Origin of the sequence: Corynebacterium ulcerans (assembly GCF_900187135.1) — a bacterium.
Classification (GTDB): Bacteria; Actinomycetota; Actinomycetes; order Mycobacteriales; family Mycobacteriaceae; genus Corynebacterium; species Corynebacterium ulcerans.
Map to the genome: position 1 here is coordinate 304,430 of NZ_LT906443.1, position 20,396 is coordinate 324,825.

Here is a 20,396-nt window from a genome sequence, read left to right on the forward strand (position 1 = left end):
TTCCCTTGCTTCTGCCAAATAACTCACACTCATTGCCCTCCCGGGTAATTATCGCTATTAAGGTAGGAAGAGGTAACAAAAGTTTAAGGGCCTTTGACCCCTTATGTACTTCCTTTGGTTTAACAACAAAGACCTACGCGATTTTAAGGACGGACTACGTGACTTTGTCTCCAGAGCTCAAGGCTTTGACAACCCCCCACTACCCTGACGACTGGTCTGAGGTAGATACCTTGGCAGTCGATACCGCACGTGTGCTCGCGGCAGACGCCGTCCAAAAGTGCGGATCAGGCCACCCCGGAACCGCTATGAGCTTGGCGCCTCTGGCCTATACCCTCTACCAGCGCATCATGCACCATGATCCTGCTGATACCGAATGGACTGGCCGAGATCGCTTTGTCTTGTCCTGCGGACACAGTTCGCTCACCCAGTACATTCAGTTGTACCTAGGCGGTTTTGGTCTAGAGCTAGATGATCTGGAAGCCCTACGCACGTGGGGCGCCCTTACTCCTGGACACCCGGAATACCGCCATACAAAGGGCGTGGAAATTACCACGGGCCCGCTAGGACAGGGCCTAGCGTCTGCAGTTGGTATGGCTATGGCTTCTCGACGCGAGCGTGGGCTTTTCGATCCTCAGGCAGAGGCAGGAACCTCGCCTTTCGATCATTATGTATACGTCATTGCTTCTGATGGTGACTTGCAGGAAGGCGTGACTGCAGAAGCAAGCTCACTAGCCGGAACGCAACAACTGGGCAACCTCATTGTTTTCTGGGATGACAACCACATCTCTATTGAGGAAGACACGGAAATCGCTTTCAATGAAAACGTTGTGGATCGCTACCGTGCATACAACTGGCAGGTCATTGAAATCGAGGGCGGCGAGGATATCGCGTCCATCGAAAAAGCTGTAGCGGAAGCCAAAGCAGACACCACGCGCCCCACGTTCATCCGTCTTCGCACTGTGATCGGGTATCCCGCTCCGACAAAGATGAACAGTGGAGCTGTTCACGGTGCAGCTCTAGGTGAAGAAGAAGTTGCCGCAACAAAGGAAGTTTTGGGCTTCGACCCTGAGAAAACCTTCGATGTAGCCGAGAGCGTCATAGAGCACACGCGTAAACTTTCTGCTCGCAGCGCAGATATTCGCGCAGCTTGGCAGGAGAAATTCGACGCGTGGGCTGCTGCAAACCCAGAAAACAAGGCCTTGTTTGATCGTCTCTCACGCCGAGAGCTCCCTGAGGGCTTCGACTCCGAGCTGCCCACCTGGGAGCCAGACAGCAAGGGAGTGGCTACCCGTAAGGCTTCCGAGGCTACGCTTCAGGCTCTAGGCAAGACCATGCCCGAGCTATGGGGCGGCTCCGCAGACCTCGCAGGCTCCAACAATACAGTGATCAAAGGCGAGCCATCTTTCGGTCCTACATCTATCACCACTGATACGTGGTCAACCGATCCTTATGGACGTAACCTGCACTTTGGTATCCGGGAACACGCCATGGGTGCGATCGTCAACGGAATCTCACTTCATGGTCCTACACGGCCTTACGCCGGAACCTTCTTAATTTTCTCCGATTACATGCGTCCGGCAGTTCGCCTCGCGGCTCTCATGGGAACTGACGCTTACTACGTATGGACCCACGATTCCATCGGTTTGGGAGAAGACGGACCTACGCATCAGCCTATCGAGCAGATGGCTGCGCTCCGAGCAATTCCTGGCGTATCCATGCTGCGTCCCGCCGACGCTAATGAAACAGCAGCAGCATGGCGCGCTGCGCTGATGTACAAGGAAGGCCCTAAAGGCCTCGCGTTGACCCGCCAAAATGTTCCGGTCTTGGAAGGCACCAAGGAGAAGGCACGCGAGGGAGTCCAGCGCGGCGCTTACATCCTTGTGGAAGCATCCAAAGCTACTCCTGACGTCATCGTGATGGCCAGCGGATCCGAGGTTCAGCTCGCAGTTGAAGCTGCTCAGCGTCTAGAAGCAGAAGGCATTGCCACTCGGGTAGTCTCCGTTCCTTGCCTTGACTGGTTCGAGGAACAAGACCGGGACTACCAAGAATCCGTTTTGCCTGCTGAGGTTACTGCTCGTGTCTCTGTTGAAGCTGGCCTCGCGTTGTCCTGGTACAGGCACCTCGGTACCCGCGGACGTGCAGTGTCTCTAGAGCACTTCGGCGCATCTGCTCCTTATGAAAAGCTCTTTGAAGAATTTGGTATCACCACCGATGCCGTCGTCGCAGCTGCGCACGATTCCCTGAACGCCTAGAGTTAATTTCATCAAAATTAACTGATTATGTGTAAGCCGCATACAACCTCATAGATGTATGCGGCTTACACACTCGTTTCGGCCCCCCACCTTCACAAAGAAATTGGTACTCAACATGAATGCAATCGATGCACTCGCACAAGCAGGAACTTCTACCTGGCTAGACGATCTTTCACGTGAACGCATTACCTCCGGAAATCTCTCCGAGCTCATCACCACTAAGTCCATCGTCGGTGTGACAACCAACCCAGCAATCTTTGCTGCGGCTATGAGCAAAGGCACCGCTTATGACGCACAGATTGCGGATCTTAAGGCTCACGCTGTTGGCGTCGACGAAGCTGTCTACGCAATGAGCATCCAAGACGTGCAGCAAGCATGCGATATTTTTGCTGAGATTTATGAGTCTTCCCACGGCGTCGATGGGCGGGTAAGTATCGAAGTAGATCCTCGTATCTCTGAAGATCGCGAAGCTACCCTCGCGCAAGCACGAGAGCTGTGGAAGCAAGTAGATCGTCCCAACGTCATGATCAAAATTCCAGCAACTGCTGGTTCACTACCCGCGATAGCCGATGCGCTCGCGGAAGGCATCAGCGTTAACGTCACTCTTATTTTCTCCGTAGCCCGATACCGCGAGGTTATCGCCGCATACATTGAAGGCATCAACCGAGCAGCAGACAATGGTCTGGATGTGTCCGCAATCCATTCTGTGGCATCTTTCTTCGTCTCACGGCTGGACTCGGAAGTAGACAAACGACTGGAAGTCATCGGAACGGACGAGGCTTTAGCTTTGCGCGGCAAAGCTGGCGTTGCCAACGCACGTCGTGCCTACGCAGTTTTCAAAGAGCTCTTTTCCGCAGCGCAGCTCCCTGAAAACGCAAATATCCAACGCCCACTCTGGGCATCCACTGGGGTCAAGAACCCCGACTACTCCCCTACGCTGTATGTCACAGAGCTCGCAGGTCCAGATACCGTCAACACTATGCCAGAAGCAACCATTGACGCGGTACTAGAGGCCAACGATGGCGCAGGTGACACGTTGACGAATACCGCGACGGAAGCTGAAGAGACATTCTCTGCTATTTCTCAAGCCGGCGTCGATTTCGAGGATGTTTTTGCGGTTCTGGAGCAAGAAGGCGTCGATAAATTCGTAGCGGCATGGGACGAACTACTCGATTCTATGAAAGCTCGCTTGAGCTAAGCACCATCTGATTAAGAGCGTGGGATACGGGATTCCTCAAGACACACAGGAACGATTTTTCCGTATCCCACGTTACAAATTCCACACCACTAATGCTTTGTTTTGACTGTCTACATCACGAACTATATGGCAATGGTTACTTTGTAGGTAGAATCTAGGGACGTGATTGAACCTGTGACTTCAGAAGACACTACTGGCTTCGGTATATCCGAACACCAAGACCAAACCGAGGCCCCTACAGCGGTGAATCCTTGGGTTAACCCGCTTCGTGATTCTGAGGACAAACGTCTTCCGCGGATTGCCGGGCCAAGCGGCATGGTTATTTTCGGAGTAACCGGAGACTTGGCGCGGAAAAAACTCCTTCCCGCGATTTATGATCTTGCCAACCGTGGCCTGTTACCTGCGGGTTTTGCCCTAGTAGGCTATGGCCGTCGGGAATGGTCTAAACAAGATTTTGAAGACTACGTACACGAGGCAGTAAAAGCTGGTGCACGTACGGAGTTTCGTGAAAACGTCTGGTCGAGGCTAGCCGAGGGAATTCATTTTGCCCGCGGAAACTTTGACGACGATCAAGCCTTTGATGATCTTGCCACACTCTTGAGTCGTTTAGACAAGGAACAAGGAACCGCCGGAAACTGGGCTTACTACCTATCCGTGCCACCGGATTATTTCTCCGATGTCTGTCACCAGCTGCAGCGCTCCGGCATGGCTCAAGCTGAGGGCAATTCATGGCGCCGAGTGATCGTGGAAAAACCATTCGGACACGATCAAGAGTCAGCACGCGAACTCAACACCCTGATTAACTCAGTTTTCCCGGAAAAATCGGTCTTCCGTATCGATCACTATCTAGGAAAAGAAACTGTTCAGAACATTCTGGCTCTCCGCTTTGCAAACCAACTCTTTGACCCATTGTGGAACTCGCATTATGTAGACCATGTGCAGATTACGATGGCAGAAGATATCGGACTAGGTGGCCGTGCTGGCTATTACGATGGTATCGGAGCAGCTCGCGACGTTATTCAGAATCACCTGATTCAGCTTCTCGCCCTCGTGGCAATGGAAGAACCCATTGATTTCACTCCACAGCAACTGCAAGCAGAGAAAATCAAGGTCTTACGCGCAACCCGTCCTGTTGGTCCTTTTGCCAAGACGACCGCACGCGGCCAATACGCCAGCGGATGGCAGGGTTCAGAGTTGGTCAAGGGCCTGCGCGAGGAAGACGGTTTTGATCCGCAATCAACCACAGAAACCTACGCAGCGTGCACTTTGGAGATCAATTCTCGTCGTTGGGCCGGTGTTCCGTTCTATCTGCGTACCGGTAAGCGCCTAGGTCGACGTGTCACTGAGATCGCTTTGGTCTTCAAAGATGCTCCCCACCAGCCTTTCAGCGAGGGTACACGCCATTCCCAAGGACAAAACGTTGTGGTTATTCGCGTTCAACCGGATGAAGGCATGTTGATGCGATTTGGTTCTAAAGTTCCAGGCTCGGCAATGGAAGTCCGCGATGTGAATATGGATTTCTCCTATTCCGAAGCATTCACCGAGGAGTCTCCCGAGGCCTACGAGCGCCTGATATTAGATGCGCTCCTGGATGAGGCCAGCCTTTTCCCCACAAATGAAGAGGTTGAACTCAGCTGGAATATTTTGGACCCCATTCTTAATTTTTGGGCAGAGCGCGGGCAGCCAGAGGAATATGCGGCAGGAACATGGGGTCCGGCTTCAGCAGACCGCATGTTAGAGCGGGTAGATCGAGCATGGCGCAGACCTTAACCAGTGTCAGTTGTATTCCGTTTCCCTGTATACGCATTTCCTTTTAGAAAAGAGACGCTGAAGTGATCTTTGAACTTCCCGATACCGATACACGCGAGATCTCCAAAGCCCTCGTCCGCCTCCGCGACAAAGGCGGACAAGTCACTACTAGCAGAGTGCTGACCCTTATTGTGGTGGCCAAAGAGTCGGATGATATTACGGCAATCACAAATGCCACTCACGATTCCTCACGGGAGCATCCTTCCCGCGTCATCGTATTAATCACCGGACCAGTAGAAGGCGACTCTCAGGTCGACGCAGAGGTCCGCATCGGCGGCGATGCCGGAGCCTCAGAGATAATCTTGATCCGACTTCGTGGACGTGTGGCCAAACACCTGGTGCACGTGGTTACTCCCCTGCTGCTTCCGGATACTCCAATCGTCGCATGGTGGCCTACCTCCGCACCGATAAATCCCAGCGAGGACCCGATCGGAAAAATTGCGCAACGCAGGATCACCGACGCGCATTATGACCCACCGGTGGACGCTCTCTACAACCGACGCAACCACTATGCTCCAGGTGATTCGGATGTATCCTGGGCTCGCTTGACCCCGTGGCGCGGAGTTCTAGCATCGACGCTAGACCAGCCTCCTCATGAGCCAATCCAAAGTATCCGCCTCTATGGTGAATCTGATTGCCCTAGCGTCGATCTTGCCGCAGGGTGGCTTTCGGAACGCCTTGGTGTTTCGGTTCAGCGATTCAATACTGAAGGTGAATCTGTTCCCTTTGATGCTGATGGTTTCTCGGAGATCCCAATTCGTAGGATCGAACTTGAACGCCCATCTGGCACTGTGATTGTGGAAGCTCTTGAAGACGAGCAAACACTTTCTGTTACGGTCCCGGGACGCGAGGCAGCCCTTGTCGCTATTAACCGACGCAGTCAGGCAGATTGCCTCGCAGAAGAGCTAAGACACCTCGACCCCGACGCAGCGTATGCGCGAGCGCTTCGCGGTCTCAGTAGAATCAGCTACCCCACCATCTAACCTCAAAAAAGGGACTTCATGGTTACTGTTTGTCCAGTATCTGACCTCGACGCCATCGCCTCAGCAGCAGCTGAAAAAATTGTAGGCTTGTGCCAATCCGCTGCGAAAGATGGCGGTGTTACCGGCGATGGCACGGTGCGCATCGTTCTTACTGGTGGCGGTGCAGGTATCCGAATGCTAGAAAAGCTTGTCGACGCCCCCATCAACTGGTCACGCGTTCATCTCTTTTTTGGAGATGAGCGTAATGTGCCAGTCACGGACCCTGAGTCCAACGAGGGCCAGGCACGTCAAGCACTACTGAATCATATCGATATCCCTGAAGAAAACATCCATGGGTATCGGTTGGGAGAGCTTACGCTCTCTGATGCTGTAGAAGAATACACACAGGTACTTCACAACTACGCGCCTCAAGGGTTTGATCTCCATCTGCTTGGTATGGGAGGCGAAGGGCATATCAACTCGATATTCCCCCATACTGAAGCTGCCGTTGAAGAAACTCGCTTGGTCATTCCGGTAACCGACTCTCCCAAGCCTCCAGCGGAAAGAGCAACTCTTACGTTCCCAGCAATCGCCCGCTCGCAACGTGTTTGGCTACTTGTTGCAGGAGCTGAAAAGGCCGAGGCTGCTCATCATGTGGCCGCTGGAGCGAATCCGCTTGATTGGCCGGCCGCAGGCGCACGCGGCATACAAGAGACCCTACTCATTGTTGCTCAGGATGCTGCCCCTTAAGCAACATTGAAAAGACAAAAGCGTCGGTAGATGATTACCGACGCTTTTTCGTGCTATCTCACTATTAGCGAGCGTAAGCCTGAATCAGATTTAAAGCTACGATGCAGGCGATCCAGATGATGCCCATGAAAATAGTGACTCGGTCAAGGTTCTTTTCCACCACAGTGGAACCAGACAGGTTCGACTGAACGCCGCCACCGAAGAGGCTCGAAAGTCCGCCGCCCTTGCCCTTATGTAGCAGCACGAACACGGTCATCAGCACGCAAGAGATGACCAAAATGATCTGAAGTGCAAGTGCCATGAATTTCCTTAATTGTTAACAAAAGTACTTTTATCAGAACTAGAGTTCCTTTTCTCGAGGCAACTATACACCACCCAAGTCCAGGAACTCACTTTCAACCGCTAAGAACTAGCCAGAATTTCGCAGCGCGGTAGCCAAGCCGTTCATAGCTAGGCGAATGCCATGCACCACCTTCGGATCAGTATCACCTTCGCGATACCTACGTAGCATTTCGAGTTGCAGTGTATTAAGCGGCAACAGATACGGGTAACGCGAGCGAACTGACCGTGCAAGCATCGGGTTGTCGTCGAGAAGCCCCGAGAAGCCGGTGATCTTGAGGAACATCGTCTTAGTGAGATCGAATTCGGCAGAAATATCAGCAAATATTCTGTTTGCAGCTTCCTGATCTGCTACCAATCCCGAATAGAGCTTCGCAAGTTGCATCTCAGCTTTGCTCATCACCTGCGCCATATTAGACAGCACAGAAGAAAAGAACGGCCAAGAATCATTAAGCTTCTGCAAAATAGCAAGGCGCTCATCTGCTGAGAGTTCCGCTGTGCGCACACAGCCTTTTTCTACCCATTCATGCAAAGCGCTGCCTACTCCATACCAGCCGGGCAGCATAACACGGGACTGGGACCAACTGAGCACCCATGGAATTGCGCGTAAATCGTCGATACTTTGGGTTTGTTTTCGCGACGAAGGACGCGAGCCGATGTTAAGGTCGCCTATCTCTTCCAAAGGTGTGGAGGATGTGAAGTACTCAATAAATCCAGGGTCTTCATGCGCAAGCCTCGAATACTTTCGCTGACTCAAGCGTGAGATTTCACCCATAATCTCATACGCCTCAGGATATTGCTCTTCTACCTGATCGATTGTAAGCAGCGACGCCTCCAGCGTGGCTGAGGCCAAGGCTTCTAGGTTACGACGAGCCGCACCCACAGAACCATATTTTGCTGAGATGATCTCACCTTGTTCTGTAACACGTACACTGCCTTGCACAGCACCATGTGGCTGAGCAAGGATAGCGTCATAAGAGGGGCCGCCGCCGCGTCCTACGGTTCCACCGCGGCCATGGAAAAGCCTCAGCGCTACACCATGTTGTTTACACATGCTTACTAAATCAGTTTCGGCAGCATACAGAGCCCAGTTTGCGGCGAGATAGCCACCATCTTTATTGGAATCGGAATAGCCAAGCATGACCTCTTGAAGATTATTTCGTTGCTCCACATAACTGCGATACAACGGTATCCGCCATAGATCTTGGAGAATCTTGGCACCATTTTGCAGATCATCGATCGTTTCAAAAAGCGGTATGACGTCAATGTGTCCGGTAAGTTGTCCTTCCTGAATGCGGATTAATCCGAATTCTTTCAGGAGGACCATCGGTTCGAGGATATCGCTCGCAGATTCTGCCATCGAGATAATCGAATGTGGGATCATCATTGCACCAAAAGCATCTACTGCACGCTTTGCCTCAGCAATAATGTCGAGCTCACGCTGGGTTACCTCACTATATGACGCACCATCGCGCGGTATAAGGGGTCTCGGTGACGATAGCTCAGCAGTTAAAACGCGAATCTTTTCGTTCTCGTCCAATTCGCGATAGTGCTTGGTTACGTGGGCTTGCTCAAAGAGCTCGGTAAGCACATCCTCATAGCTCTCAGAATTTTGGCGCAAATCCATCGAATAGAGATGGAAACCAAAGCTTGATACCGCTGTCCTGATGCGCAACAAGCGATCATCTGCGATGAGTTCATCATGCGTTCTCCGCAAGGAAGCATCAATGATATCCAAATCTGCTGCAAGCTCATCTGGATCAGAATAAGCATCATGACGGGCATACCACGAGCCTTCTACCGCTTCTGTACCAATCCGAGAAGCTAACGTAGCAAGTACTCTACCGCGCACACCGTGGACGGCACGGCGATAAGGCTCGTCGACCCGCGATGGGACGTCGTTATGTCCTAAATCAGCAAGCACGCGCAGAGTCGGGCTCACATCAGTCAACCTATCCGACAGCGATAACTCATGTTCAAGTTGATGCAGTTCGCGTGCATAAAACTTTAATACAGTCTCGGCTGCTCGTGTCGTCGCATAGTGCAGAGTTTCCGCAGTGACATACGGGTTACCGTCATGATCGCCACCGATCCAGCTTCCAGGTTTAATGAATAGCGACCGCAAAGCATCTTCAGAGCTAACACCATATTCTCGCTGGATATGATCAGCCACTTGCTTGTTGATCTCAGGGATCGCAGTAAGCAAGGAGAGCTTATAGTATCGCAATCCAACTTCTACCTCGTCCTCAATCCTAGGGCGGGCCACCCGGATAAGCGCGGTCTGCCAGATGAGAGTCAGCCACCGGCGAATCCGACGAGTATTCTCTTCAAGACGCGTAACCGTCAGCGCATTCGGATCTGCGCTCAGAATCGCATGACGTTCTTTGAGCAAAGTAGTCATATGCTCTTGCGCATCAAAAATCGTACGTCTACGGGTTTCCGTAGGGTGAGCGGTAAGCACCGGGGCAACTTGAAAGTTACCGAGTAAAACGGACACGTCTTCGCTCGTTACTCCAGCCTTAGCAAGCTTTTTCCAGGTCGCACCCAAAGTTGAATCTGGGTCTTCTTCACCGGTTTCTTGTCGCCGGAGTCTACCCAGTTCATCGTGCAAGTCCTCCACCATGTTTGCTAGCAACGCAAAATGGCTAAACGCTCTAATAATCGATATCGCATCTGCTGCTGAAATATCTTTGAGCAGTGATACTAAGTCTTCAACCTGTGCCTCTTTGCGCGAGATTTTAAAAGCCAGCTGTCGCGCTGCTTCGACTCGGTCAAAGGCTGCCGTTCCCTCTTGTTCTTTGATCACCTCCCCCAAAAGTGCACCTAGAAAGCGTATATCCTCAACAAGCTGTTCGGATAGTGGACCTGCAGACGTAGCTTTTACAGGCATGAAGCTTAAGCTCCTCACGTTATACAGTGCAAAAGCACCGCCACTTCATCATGACGGTGCTTTCTTTTAGAAGGTGAGCGATAAAGGCTCACTGCTTATTTTTAAAGGTCGCTTTTCTAAAGACCAGTCGCTGCGTTAGCAGCAAGTTTGGCAAATGCCTCACCGTCGAGAGAAGCGCCACCAACAAGACCACCGTCTACGTCGGGCTGTCCGACTATTTCTGCGACCGTTTCTTCCTTTACAGAGCCACCGTAAAGAATACGAACGCCTTCAGCGATTTCCTCATTTGCAAGTTCTTTAACTAAACCACGGATCGCTTTACATACTTCTTGAGCATCAGCCGCAGAAGCGACCTTGCCAGTGCCAATTGCCCACACCGGCTCATAAGCAATAACGGTCTTAGCTAGTTCGGCTTCGGTCAGACCAGCAAGCGATTCACGGGTTTGCTCGACGACAAAATCTACGTGAGTGCCAGCTTCCCGGATCTCCAAAGGCTCACCGACGCAAACGATCGGGCTTATGCCTTTGCCCAGCGCTGCTTTAGCCTTCGCAGCAACAAGTTTCGAGGACTCGCCATGGTATTCACGACGCTCCGAGTGTCCAACGACAACCCATGTGCAACCGAGCTTTGCAAGCATATCTGCAGAGATTTCGCCGGTATAAGCACCTGATTCATGCTCTGATACGTCTTGGGCACCGTAGGTGATCTGAAGCTTATCGCCATCAACTACAGTCTGAACAGACCGCAGATCCGTAAAAGGTACGGTAACTGCAACATCGACCTTCTCGTAGTACTCCTTAGGAAGTGCAAAGGCTAGCTTCTGAACTGTTGCCACAGCTTTCAAGTGGTCTAAGTTCATCTTCCAGTTACCAGCGATGAGCGGCGTACGTTCCATTCGAAAGGTTCCTTTCTATTACAAAATCAGTGTTGACCCGCTAGAAAACTAGTGGTGCAGGCTATGGACTTTTATTTGAGCTGCACCACATCAAGCGTTAAAAAGATGTAAAACTAGCTTTCCAAGACTGCAACGCCAGGTAATTCTTTGCCTTCCAGGAATTCCAAAGATGCTCCGCCACCAGTAGAAATATGGCTGAAGCCGTCCTCGTCGAGTCCCAATAGGCGCACTGCAGCAGCAGAGTCACCGCCGCCTACAACAGAGAATGCACCGTGCGTGGTCGCTTCAATGATGGATTCCGCAACGCCTTGAGTTCCTTCGGCGAATGCAGGGAACTCAAAGACGCCCATTGGGCCATTCCAGAAGATGGTCTTAGCTGTAGACAAAACCTCTGCATAGCGCTTTACAGTTTCCGGCCCTACATCAAGTGACTGCCAGCCCTCTGGGATTCCGTCGAGAGCCACCACGGTTTTCTCTGCATCTGCTGCAAAGGTGTCTGCTGCGATGAGGTCCACTGGAAGAACGAGCTTCTCTCCGTACTCTTCCAGCAAACGCTGACAATTCTCGATCTGGTCTTCCTGCAAAAGCGACTTCTGCACATTGATGCCCTGCGCAGCGAGGAACGTGTAGCACATTCCGCCACCGATGATGAGTTTGTCTGCCTTAGCGGCGAGAGCTTCAATAACGCCAAGCTTGTCGGAGACCTTGGCGCCACCAAGTACCACAACGTAAGGACGTTCTGGGGACTCCACTGCCTTCTGCAAAACAGTGATTTCTTTCTCTACCAGCGTGCCGGCGTAATGAGGAAGACGCTTGGCCACATCGTAGACTGATGCCTGTGCTCGGTGAACCACGCCGAATCCGTCCGACACAAATGCACCGTTTTCTGCTGCTAGCGCAACAAGCTGATCTGCAAATTCCCCGCGCTCAGCCTCGTCTTTAGATGTTTCCCGAGGATCAAAACGAACGTTTTCCAGCAGGAGCACGTCGCCGTCATTAAGACCATTAGCGCGCTCATGGGCGTCTTCACCAACAACGTCAGCAGCCAAGGCCACATACTGTCCCAATGCTTCTGATAGGGCCTCTGCAACCGGAGCAAGGGAGAATTTCTCATTCACTTCGCCTTTGGGACGTCCGAGGTGCGCCATCAGGATCACGCGAGCGCCGCCATCGATCAACGTCTTGATGGTAGGCAGTGATGCAGTAATGCGACCGGCATCCGTGATCTCTCGTGCGTCGTTAAGCGGAACGTTGAAATCCGAGCGTACAAGAACATGCCGTCCTTCCACGCCTTCAGCTATCAGGTCTTTCAAGGTCTTTACAGTCATTGCTTCTTCCGTTTCGTCGTTTGTGCTGCGGTGCTGCGTTTGAATGAACAGCCCCATATAGGCACGCTACCAAAGCATGATGCTCCCAAAATAGCCCGGGGTGCACCACGGAGGCACACCCCGGGCTACAGGGTTAAATGAGCCAAGTTGACTCTATATCGAAAGCTTAGAGGCGCTCGCCGACATACTCGGTCAGGGTAACGAGCTGATTGGAGTAACCCCACTCGTTGTCGTACCAAGAAACAACCTTGACCTGGTTGCCAATAACCTTGGTCAGGCCAGAATCGAAGATCGATGCGTGAGGATCGGTCACGATGTCGGTGGAAACGATTGGGTCCTCGGTGTAAGCAAGAACACCCTTGAGCTCACCCTCGGCAGCTTCCTTGATTGCAGCGTTGACTGCCTCAACAGAAACTTCCTTGGAAGCGTAGAAGGTCAAGTCGGTTGCGGATCCGGTGATCACAGGAACTCGAAGCGCGTAACCATCAAGCTTGCCCTTCAGCTGAGGAAGAACCAACGCAACAGCCTTTGCAGCGCCCGTGGATGTTGGAACAATGTTCTGTGCCGCAGCACGTGCACGACGCAGATCACGGTGCGGAGCATCATGGAGACGCTGATCGCCGGTGTAAGCGTGAACGGTGGTCATCAGACCGTTCTCAATTCCGAACTTCTCATCCAAGACCTTCGCCATAGGTGCCAGGCAGTTGGTGGTGCAAGAAGCGTTAGAAATGATGTGATGGTTAGCTGGATCGTAGTCGGTATGGTTAACGCCGACAACGAAGGTGGCGTCTTCGTTCTTTGCAGGGGCAGAGATGATAACTTTCTTTGCGCCAGCATCAATGTGTGCCTGAGCAGCATGAGCGTCGGTAAAGAATCCGGTGGACTCAATAACGATGTCTACGCCCCACTCGCCCCACTTCAGGTCCTTGGGATCACGTTCTGCAGTGACGATGATGCGGTGGCCATCGACCGTGATGGACTCATCGTCGTAGGTAACATCCTTGCCCAAACGACCCAAGATAGAGTCGTATTTAAGAAGGTGGGAAAGCGTATGGTTGTCCGTAAGGTCATTGATAGCTACGACCTCAACGTCAGCACCACGCTCGGTCAGAGCACGGTAGAAGTTACGTCCGATGCGGCCAAAGCCGTTGATTCCTACGCGAATCGTCACTGTTTTATCTCCTCACAATAGAGTGATCGTGTTTGGAAGAAGAGCCATGTGTTCTTTTCCGAATATGTCCGAAAATTTCCACTTTCATGCCCGTTACAACCTCGATTTCATAGTGTACCGACACAATCGGAAACTTGCAGATGTTTTCTCTCACCTCGACCACTATTTTTAGCAACCCCACCCCACCTTTACAGGGGGCAATATGGGACGAAATGTTGTTTCTGTTGCGGTCTTGCCCGTTTACATCCATACAGAGCTGGGAGAATACCCCCTAACCGGAGGGGTATAGCCCACAAACATTTACCTCAGTTTGTTGAGACAGGAAAGAAGAAAACTCCCCAATGTAATACTAGTCACATTGGGAAGTTGTAGTGCTTAACCGCGCTAAACCTCATCAAGAAGATCGTCTGTAACCGCTACCGAAGTATCCGGCATACCAAGTTCTTCCGCACGCTTATCAGCCATAGAGAGCAATCGGCGTATGCGGCCAGCGACCGCATCTTTGGTCATCTGAGGGTCTGCTAATCGGCCAAGCTCCTCTAGTGAAGCTTGACGATGCTGCACCCTCAGTTGCCCGGCCTGCGCAAGATGATCAGGAACATCATCCCCGAGAATCGCCATGGCACGCTCCACACGAGCAGCAGCAGCGACAGCAGCCCGCGCAGAACGTCGCAGATTCGCATCATCAAAATTAGCCAGCCGGTTTCCCACGGGGCGGGACTCCCTACGTTGCCGCTTTTGATCCCACAAGAGCCTCGTAGCATGTGCGCCCATGCGTGATAACAGAGCACCTACGGCGTCTCCGTCACGAATCACTACTTTCTCCACGCCGCGAGTCTCTTTGGTTTTTGCAGATAAACCAAGCCGACGCGCACACCCCACCAATGCCAAAGAGGCCTCCTGGCAGGGACAGGCAACTTCCAAACCGGAAGTTCTACCGGGATCGGATAGGCTTCCAGCCGCCAGGAAGGCGCCTCGCCATGCGGCTTCTGAGTCGGCAATAGATCCTGCAATAATGTGCGGAGGAAGACCTCGAACCTGATGCCCACTTCGGGTAACTAACCCCACTCTACGAATGAGATTATCAGCGTTGTCTGCTACCCGAATGACCTGCCGCGGTGCCTTCCTACTGCTATTCACAGGACCCAAATCGAGTACCTGTGATTCCACACCAAATAGGTCTTTGATCTCAGCAGCAATCCTTTGGGCCAGCGCCTCCTCGCCTACCTCAATATCCACAACGACTCGTCCAGCCACAGCGTCGATAGCACCCGCAAAGCGGATCACGGCTGCCAGCTCAGCAATACGAGCTGATTGCCGAGGCACCGATACTTTGATGAGTTCTTCTTTAGCCTGGTCCGAAAGGTTGGGCACGGATTCTCCATCCTTGTGAGTGAGTCAAATCTTGTTTACAAAAGCAGCTAAGGAAACAAAGTGCTAGCTTAGCCTGTTTCTATCAAGCATTAGATTACGGGTGCACTATGCCTACGACGGCATGCTCATTGCTTTTTCTCTGCTTATTTCTAAGCGCAATGCACGTGCCAATTTTTCTGGATCATGCCGATGGATAACCCGTCCGCGTTGATCAATCTCGCTGAGATCATGAAAAGCAACGCGCGCACCGAGTGCTTGAGCAGCACGCTCCAGGTGCTTGCGATCTGCGCTATTAGGAAGCATCTGTGATTCCACCACAACAACATCCGCGCGCAAACTTTGTGCATGTTGCGCAAGGATATGCAGATGGCGTTCAGCACTAAAACCCGCGGTCTCCCCTGGTTCTGCTGTGAGGTTGAGGACTATCACTCGCACAGCCTGTGTTTCCTCTAGAGCTTCAGGAACACCGTCGGTAAGAAGATGCGGTATTACGCTAGAAAACCATGATCCCGGCCCTAAAGTGACCACGTCTGCCTGCTTAATTGCGGCTATCGCTTCTTCCGTGGCACGCGGACGTTCGGGTATGAGTCGCACACGACGAACCGTTCCCGGGGTTGATGCCACAGCCACCTGACCTCTAACCTCACGCATTATGCGAGGGTCCTCATCGAGCCCAGAAACCTCTGCCGCGATATCAAGGGCTTCCGCACACACTGGTAAGACGCGCCCCTCAGCGCGAATAAGCTTTGCGACGACATCTAATGCCTTGATCTCACATCCCAGCGTGGCAAAAAGCCCCGCGATCAGTAAGTTTCCCACCGCGTGACCAGCCAAGGCACCATGTCCGCCAAATCGGTGTTGGAGTGTTTGCTCCCACACATGCCCTTCCTCATCGAAAGGGGCCAGAGCCGCAAGTGCCATTCTTAGATCACCTGGGGGAACTTGACCTAGTTCTCTGCGAATGCGGCCAGAAGAGCCTCCGTCGTCCGCAACGGTCACGATTGCGTCAATCGAAGAGGGCTCAAGCAGCCTTACAGCCCGTAGGGTTTGGAACAACCCATGTCCACCACCAAGGCTTGCTACTTTGAGGCCTTTACTATCTGTTACAGGGATAGAGTCAGATACTTTCTGAGATGCCATACTCCTGCCTCGCCTACCCTCGTTGAATGTCTCGGTGCGACACACTCACGTCAAGGTCCGGAACTTCGCGTAATCTGCGGCCGATCTCTTCAGCGATGGCAACTGAACGGTGATGTCCGCCTGTGCACCCTATGGAAACAGTAATAAAATTCTTTCCCTCGTGCTTAAACCCAGGCTGCATGTCCAAGAGCATCGTGATGAAATTGTCCAAAAACTTTTTTGCACCTTCATCTGCAAGGACGTAATCAGATACTGGCTTATCCACGCCACGGAATGGCCGAAGCTCTGGGATCCAGAAGGGGTTCGGGAGGAATCGAACGTCGACAAGCACATCCGTGTCGCGTGGCGATCCATGCTTAAATCCAAAGGATTGCACCGTGACATGTTGGATCTTTGTAGCAATACCCGCAAAGTTTAGTTCAATAGAACGTCGCAGGTCATGTACAGATAAATCCGAGGTATCAATAACTAAATCGGCAGACTCTTTAATCTCATTCATGATTTCGCGTTCACGCTCAATGCCGATGGACAACGTGCCGCTTCCTTGCAAAGGATGAGTACGACGCAAATTATCAAAGCGCTTAATGAGTACGTCATCACGCGCATCCATAAAAAGTACAAGCGGATTTAAACCGAGCTCGGAGAGATCCGTGATCACTTGCTCAAGACTGCCGCTGAACTCGCGCGAACGGACATCTGAGACAAAAGCGACTTTGTCTACTGGCGAATGCGGGTCAGCGCACAACTGTACAAAATCAACGACCAGCTGCGAAGGAACATTTTGGGCAACATACCAGCCCATATCCTCTAGGACGCGGGCAGCGGAACTCAGTCCTGCACCAGAAAGCCCCGTAATAACGACAGGAGGAATCTTCATCTGTGGTTCTTTATCAGTTTTAACATTTACATTCACAAAGGCCAGTGTAGCGAGATACCTTCTCCGTTGTCTTAGTTTGATAAGCCGCAGAAGTGATTCTCCAGATTCGGGTTGTGCTCGAAGTCATTCTGCTCGCAGAGCATCAAATACGTTCTGAGCTAACCGTGGGCCGAATCCCTTAACCGCGGCTATGTCCTCGACTGATGCAGCCTTCAATTTTTTCACCGAACCAAAGTGTTTGACCAGCTCGCTTCGCCGTGCCTGACCTAGGCCTTTGATGCCATCCAACGCAGAAGCACGCATCCTCTTAGAGCGTTGCTGACGATGAAACGTAATGGCAAACCTGTGTGCTTCGTCTCGTATTTGTTGGATGAGATACATGGCCTGCGAATTACGCGGAAGAATGACTGGTTCATCGTCTTGAGGTACCCACAGTTCCTCCAAGCGTTTCGCGATGCCAACCAAGGCAACGTCATGTACTCCGAGCTCTTCAAAGACCTCATCAGCGGACGCCACCTGTGGCGCACCACCATCGACAATGAATAATTGCGGCGGATATGCAAACCTTTTACTGTGTTCCACCGTTTCATCTGAAAAAGTCGAACCATCAAATTCTTCGGCCTCCGGAACAACGAGTTTGTCCTTGTTATGCCGGATGAACCGCCGGCGCACGACTTCTGCAATAGAAGCCACATCATTCGAATGCCCATCGCCCGCGGCATCCTTGATTTTGTACCTTCGATAATCGGATTTCTTGGGCAAACCGTCTTCAAAAACAACGAGAGAGGCGACGACGTCTGTTCCTTGGATATGCGAAATATCAATGCATTCAATCCGTAGCGGTGCTTCTTCCAAAAATAGCGCTTCCTGCAGTTCCTGCAACGCCGCCGAACGGGCAGTAAGGTCACCAACTCGTTTAAGCTTATGCTGGCGCAGTGCTTCCACTGCATTCGCATGCACAGTCTCCGTGAGCGCCCGCTTATCACCACGCACCGGTACACGTAGGTCTACCGAACTCCCACGCAATTGTGAAAGAACTACTTTGGTGTGCTCCATATCCAAAGGCTCAATTTCTACAAGGACTTCTTTAGGGACCATGCTTCCTCGTAGTTGATAGGAGCTTAAATGTTCATCGACGTATGAGAACTGGTCTACCCCACGCCGTACAACGTTCGCCTCTTCTTTGCTGGTTTCCTCCTCCAACTGCACTGCATCTGAATAGAAACGGATAAGAAAAGCCTGTAGCAGTTCTTGTAGCTCCTCTTTCGAATTATCCGTGCGCTCTACGATCCACCCGCGCTGCCCTTTGATTCGACCCGCACGAACGTGGAAAAGCTGAATGGAAGCTTCTAGATCGTCTGCGCTTATTGCTATAACGTCAGCATCGGTACCATCACCCAACACCACGGCCTGTTGTTCCGTGATCTTCTGTACAGCCTGCAGGTCATCCCGCAGCCGTGCTGCGCGCTCAAAATCCAGATCCTCGGCAGCTGTAAGCATCTGCGAATTGAGAGAGGCCACCACTGCATCTGTTTTCCCGGCCATAAACGAACAAAATCCGTTGACAATATCGCGATGCTCTTGCTCAGTCACTCTGCCGACGCACGGAGCAGAGCACTTGTCTATATAGCCCAAGAGGCAAGGACGTCCTAAAGAGTCATGTCTATTAAAGACCCCTTTTGAACACGTTCGGACAGGAAACACTCGTGTTAATAGATCCAAGGTTTCCCTCACTGCCCAAGCATGAGAATAAGGACCGAAATAGCGGATACCTTTGCGCTGCGGACCACGGTAGAAGAATGCCCGAGGGAACCTTTCTCCCACGGAAACAGCAAGGACTGGGTAGGTTTTATCATCCCTATACTTCACATTGAAGCGAGGATCGAATTTCTTAATCCATGTATATTCCAGTTGCAGCGCTTCAACTTCGCTGCTTACCACGGTCCACTCCACAGACGATGCTGTGGTTACCATCTGTCGAGTACGCGGATGCAGTACAGATAAATCCTGAAAATAATTAGACAGGCGTGAGCGAAGATTCTTCGCTTTTCCCACGTACACTACCCGGCCATGAGAATCACGAAATTTATATACCCCTGGGTCCGTAGGGATGGAACCAGGGGCGGGACGATACGTTGAAGGATCAGCCACGATGCGCCTTAATCTTCCGGCATATAGCTTGCTTCAAGCGCTCGGAAGCGTTCTACAGCTTGCAGCCCTTCAAGACCATCTGCAGATTGGAAAGCCCAAAGCGGGACGTATTCAAAGTCAGGAAGCTCAAGTCGCGCCATGCGGCTTCCCTCTGGAAAATTAAGACCATACACCAAAACCCATGGATAGAATCGAGACCCGATGAAGTTACGTACATCGACTCCGTCTTCATTGACTCGAACACGGGGGCGAGATAAAGCTAAGAAAAAGAGTCCAGCGAAAACAACTCCGACGAGAAGATAACCCCACTGATCAATCAATGTGACAGTCGTACCGGTATCTCCGATTGCGACGACGATTGCCAAAAAAATGTGGAGCCCAAGAACAACAACAGCACTCACCCAAGCCCATATTTTTAGCTTTCGGGAAGTGACCACCTGCTCCCAAGGTTTGGTCGTAGTCAACGGCGCATCTTGTGCGACATACTGGTGAATCTCCGCCTCAGTGAGACGTTCAGATCGTGCCTCGGAGTTCGGGCTACCCAGTTTCACATTTTCTTCCGACTGTGCGTCCACTGTACGTTCTCCACGACCTTCTCAACATTGTTTTCGGCGATCAGCGAAGCAGGCAATCTAGCACTCTTACCTGCCTTACACGAATCGCTGAACATCCTACTCGGTTGCATAGCCAGCCACCTACTCGTTGGCTGCTCAGCTGTTTCTTTTCACCATATTTAGAAAGATTTTACCTTATCGCTCTACCATACTCCCGCGACAGTTTTAGGCACCGTCTAAAGAACGAAGTACCACCGCTGTATGGAGAGCTGCCACGGTAGCCTCTGCTCCCTTGTTTTCTACAGAATCTTCAAACCCAGCCCTATCCCTGGCTTGGTCTTCATTCTCTGTAGTCAGCACACCATTGCCGATGGGAGTCTGCTCATCAAGAGCGATCCGGGTAAGCCCTTGAGTTACAGAATCACAGACATAGTCAAAATGGGGCGTACCACCGCGGATGACGCATCCTGACGCTACGACGGCGTCGCAAAGCTTAGCCAAACGTTGCGCCACTATCGGGAGTTCTAACGCCCCTATCACCCGACGCTCAATCACCTGTGCATGGCACCGTTGTGCTGCTGCGATCGCTTCTGAGTGCAATCTCTGGCAGATCTCTTCATTCCATGTCGATGTAACGATGCCGATAGTCAAGCCTGTAGCGTCGACATGCGTAATATCCGGTAGTCCCTCTTTGCTCATAAAGCT

16 protein-coding genes are annotated in these 20,396 nt (G+C 51.9%); 5 read left to right on the forward strand and 11 right to left on the reverse strand.

Going from position 1 to position 20,396, the window contains the following annotated elements; genetic code table 11:
- Window positions 1-158: 158 nt before the first annotated feature.
- The 5 genes from tkt (at window position 159) to pgl (ending at window position 6,971) form a co-directional block, all read left to right on the forward strand.
- Window positions 159-2,252: a transketolase gene (tkt, locus tag CKV68_RS01325; protein ID WP_095075457.1), complete on the forward strand. Its 2,094-nt coding sequence runs from the start codon at window positions 159-161 to the stop codon at window positions 2,250-2,252.
- A gap of 115 nt (window positions 2,253-2,367) precedes the next feature.
- Entirely contained in the window at window positions 2,368-3,450 is a 1,083-nt protein-coding gene (gene tal, locus CKV68_RS01330; protein WP_095075458.1) for a transaldolase, read from the forward strand.
- A 204-nt stretch (window positions 3,451-3,654) separates the two neighbouring features.
- Window positions 3,655-5,220 (forward strand): glucose-6-phosphate dehydrogenase, encoded by a 1,566-nt coding sequence (gene zwf / locus CKV68_RS01335; protein ID WP_231910470.1) that lies wholly within the window; start codon window positions 3,655-3,657, stop codon window positions 5,218-5,220.
- 62 nt (window positions 5,221-5,282) lie between these two features.
- On the forward strand, window positions 5,283-6,242 hold the full coding sequence (locus CKV68_RS01340; protein ID WP_014525815.1) for a glucose-6-phosphate dehydrogenase assembly protein OpcA: 960 nt from the start codon (window positions 5,283-5,285) through the stop codon (window positions 6,240-6,242).
- Window positions 6,243-6,260: 18 nt separating this feature from the next.
- Entirely contained in the window at window positions 6,261-6,971 is a 711-nt protein-coding gene (gene pgl, locus CKV68_RS01345; protein ID WP_095075459.1) for a 6-phosphogluconolactonase, read from the forward strand.
- Between the two features lie 64 nt (window positions 6,972-7,035).
- On the opposite strand, the gene secG is transcribed toward pgl, so the two are convergent.
- The 11 genes from secG to ribH form a co-directional block, all read right to left on the reverse strand.
- The gene (secG, locus tag CKV68_RS01350; RefSeq protein WP_013911579.1) at window positions 7,036-7,272 is read right to left on the reverse strand and encodes a preprotein translocase subunit SecG; all 237 of its coding nucleotides are present in this window, start codon (window positions 7,270-7,272) and stop codon (window positions 7,036-7,038) included.
- Window positions 7,273-7,380: 108 nt separating this feature from the next.
- On the reverse strand, window positions 7,381-10,200 hold the full coding sequence (ppc, locus tag CKV68_RS01355) for a phosphoenolpyruvate carboxylase (protein WP_095075460.1): 2,820 nt from the start codon (window positions 10,198-10,200) through the stop codon (window positions 7,381-7,383).
- Window positions 10,201-10,316: 116 nt separating this feature from the next.
- The gene (gene tpiA / locus CKV68_RS01360; protein WP_013911581.1) at window positions 10,317-11,096 is read right to left on the reverse strand and encodes a triose-phosphate isomerase; all 780 of its coding nucleotides are present in this window, start codon (window positions 11,094-11,096) and stop codon (window positions 10,317-10,319) included.
- Between the two features lie 113 nt (window positions 11,097-11,209).
- Window positions 11,210-12,424 carry a phosphoglycerate kinase gene (locus CKV68_RS01365; protein ID WP_038619942.1) on the reverse strand — a complete coding sequence of 405 codons (1,215 nt, stop codon included), beginning with the start codon at window positions 12,422-12,424 and terminating at the stop codon, window positions 11,210-11,212.
- A 166-nt stretch (window positions 12,425-12,590) separates the two neighbouring features.
- The gene (gene gap / locus CKV68_RS01370; RefSeq protein ID WP_014525820.1) at window positions 12,591-13,595 is read right to left on the reverse strand and encodes a type I glyceraldehyde-3-phosphate dehydrogenase; all 1,005 of its coding nucleotides are present in this window, start codon (window positions 13,593-13,595) and stop codon (window positions 12,591-12,593) included.
- Between the two features lie 384 nt (window positions 13,596-13,979).
- Window positions 13,980-14,969, reverse strand: coding sequence for a DNA-binding protein WhiA (gene whiA, locus CKV68_RS01375; protein WP_013911584.1), 990 nt, complete (start codon window positions 14,967-14,969; stop codon window positions 13,980-13,982).
- 111 nt (window positions 14,970-15,080) lie between these two features.
- Complete coding sequence (locus CKV68_RS01380) at window positions 15,081-16,109, reverse strand: gluconeogenesis factor YvcK family protein (RefSeq protein WP_014525821.1); 1,029 nt, start codon at window positions 16,107-16,109, stop codon at window positions 15,081-15,083.
- 13 nt (window positions 16,110-16,122) lie between these two features.
- Entirely contained in the window at window positions 16,123-16,986 is an 864-nt protein-coding gene (gene rapZ / locus CKV68_RS01385; RefSeq protein ID WP_171483483.1) for an RNase adapter RapZ, read from the reverse strand.
- A gap of 123 nt (window positions 16,987-17,109) precedes the next feature.
- Window positions 17,110-19,137, reverse strand: a complete 2,028-nt coding sequence (gene uvrC / locus CKV68_RS01390; RefSeq protein ID WP_095075461.1) for an excinuclease ABC subunit UvrC — start codon at window positions 19,135-19,137, stop codon at window positions 17,110-17,112.
- 8 nt (window positions 19,138-19,145) lie between these two features.
- Window positions 19,146-19,712 carry a PH domain-containing protein gene (locus tag CKV68_RS01395; RefSeq protein ID WP_013911588.1) on the reverse strand — a complete coding sequence of 189 codons (567 nt, stop codon included), beginning with the start codon at window positions 19,710-19,712 and terminating at the stop codon, window positions 19,146-19,148.
- 204 nt (window positions 19,713-19,916) lie between these two features.
- Window positions 19,917-20,390, reverse strand: coding sequence for a 6,7-dimethyl-8-ribityllumazine synthase (gene ribH, locus CKV68_RS01400; protein ID WP_013911589.1), 474 nt, complete (start codon window positions 20,388-20,390; stop codon window positions 19,917-19,919).
- Window positions 20,391-20,396: the final 6 nt, after the last annotated feature.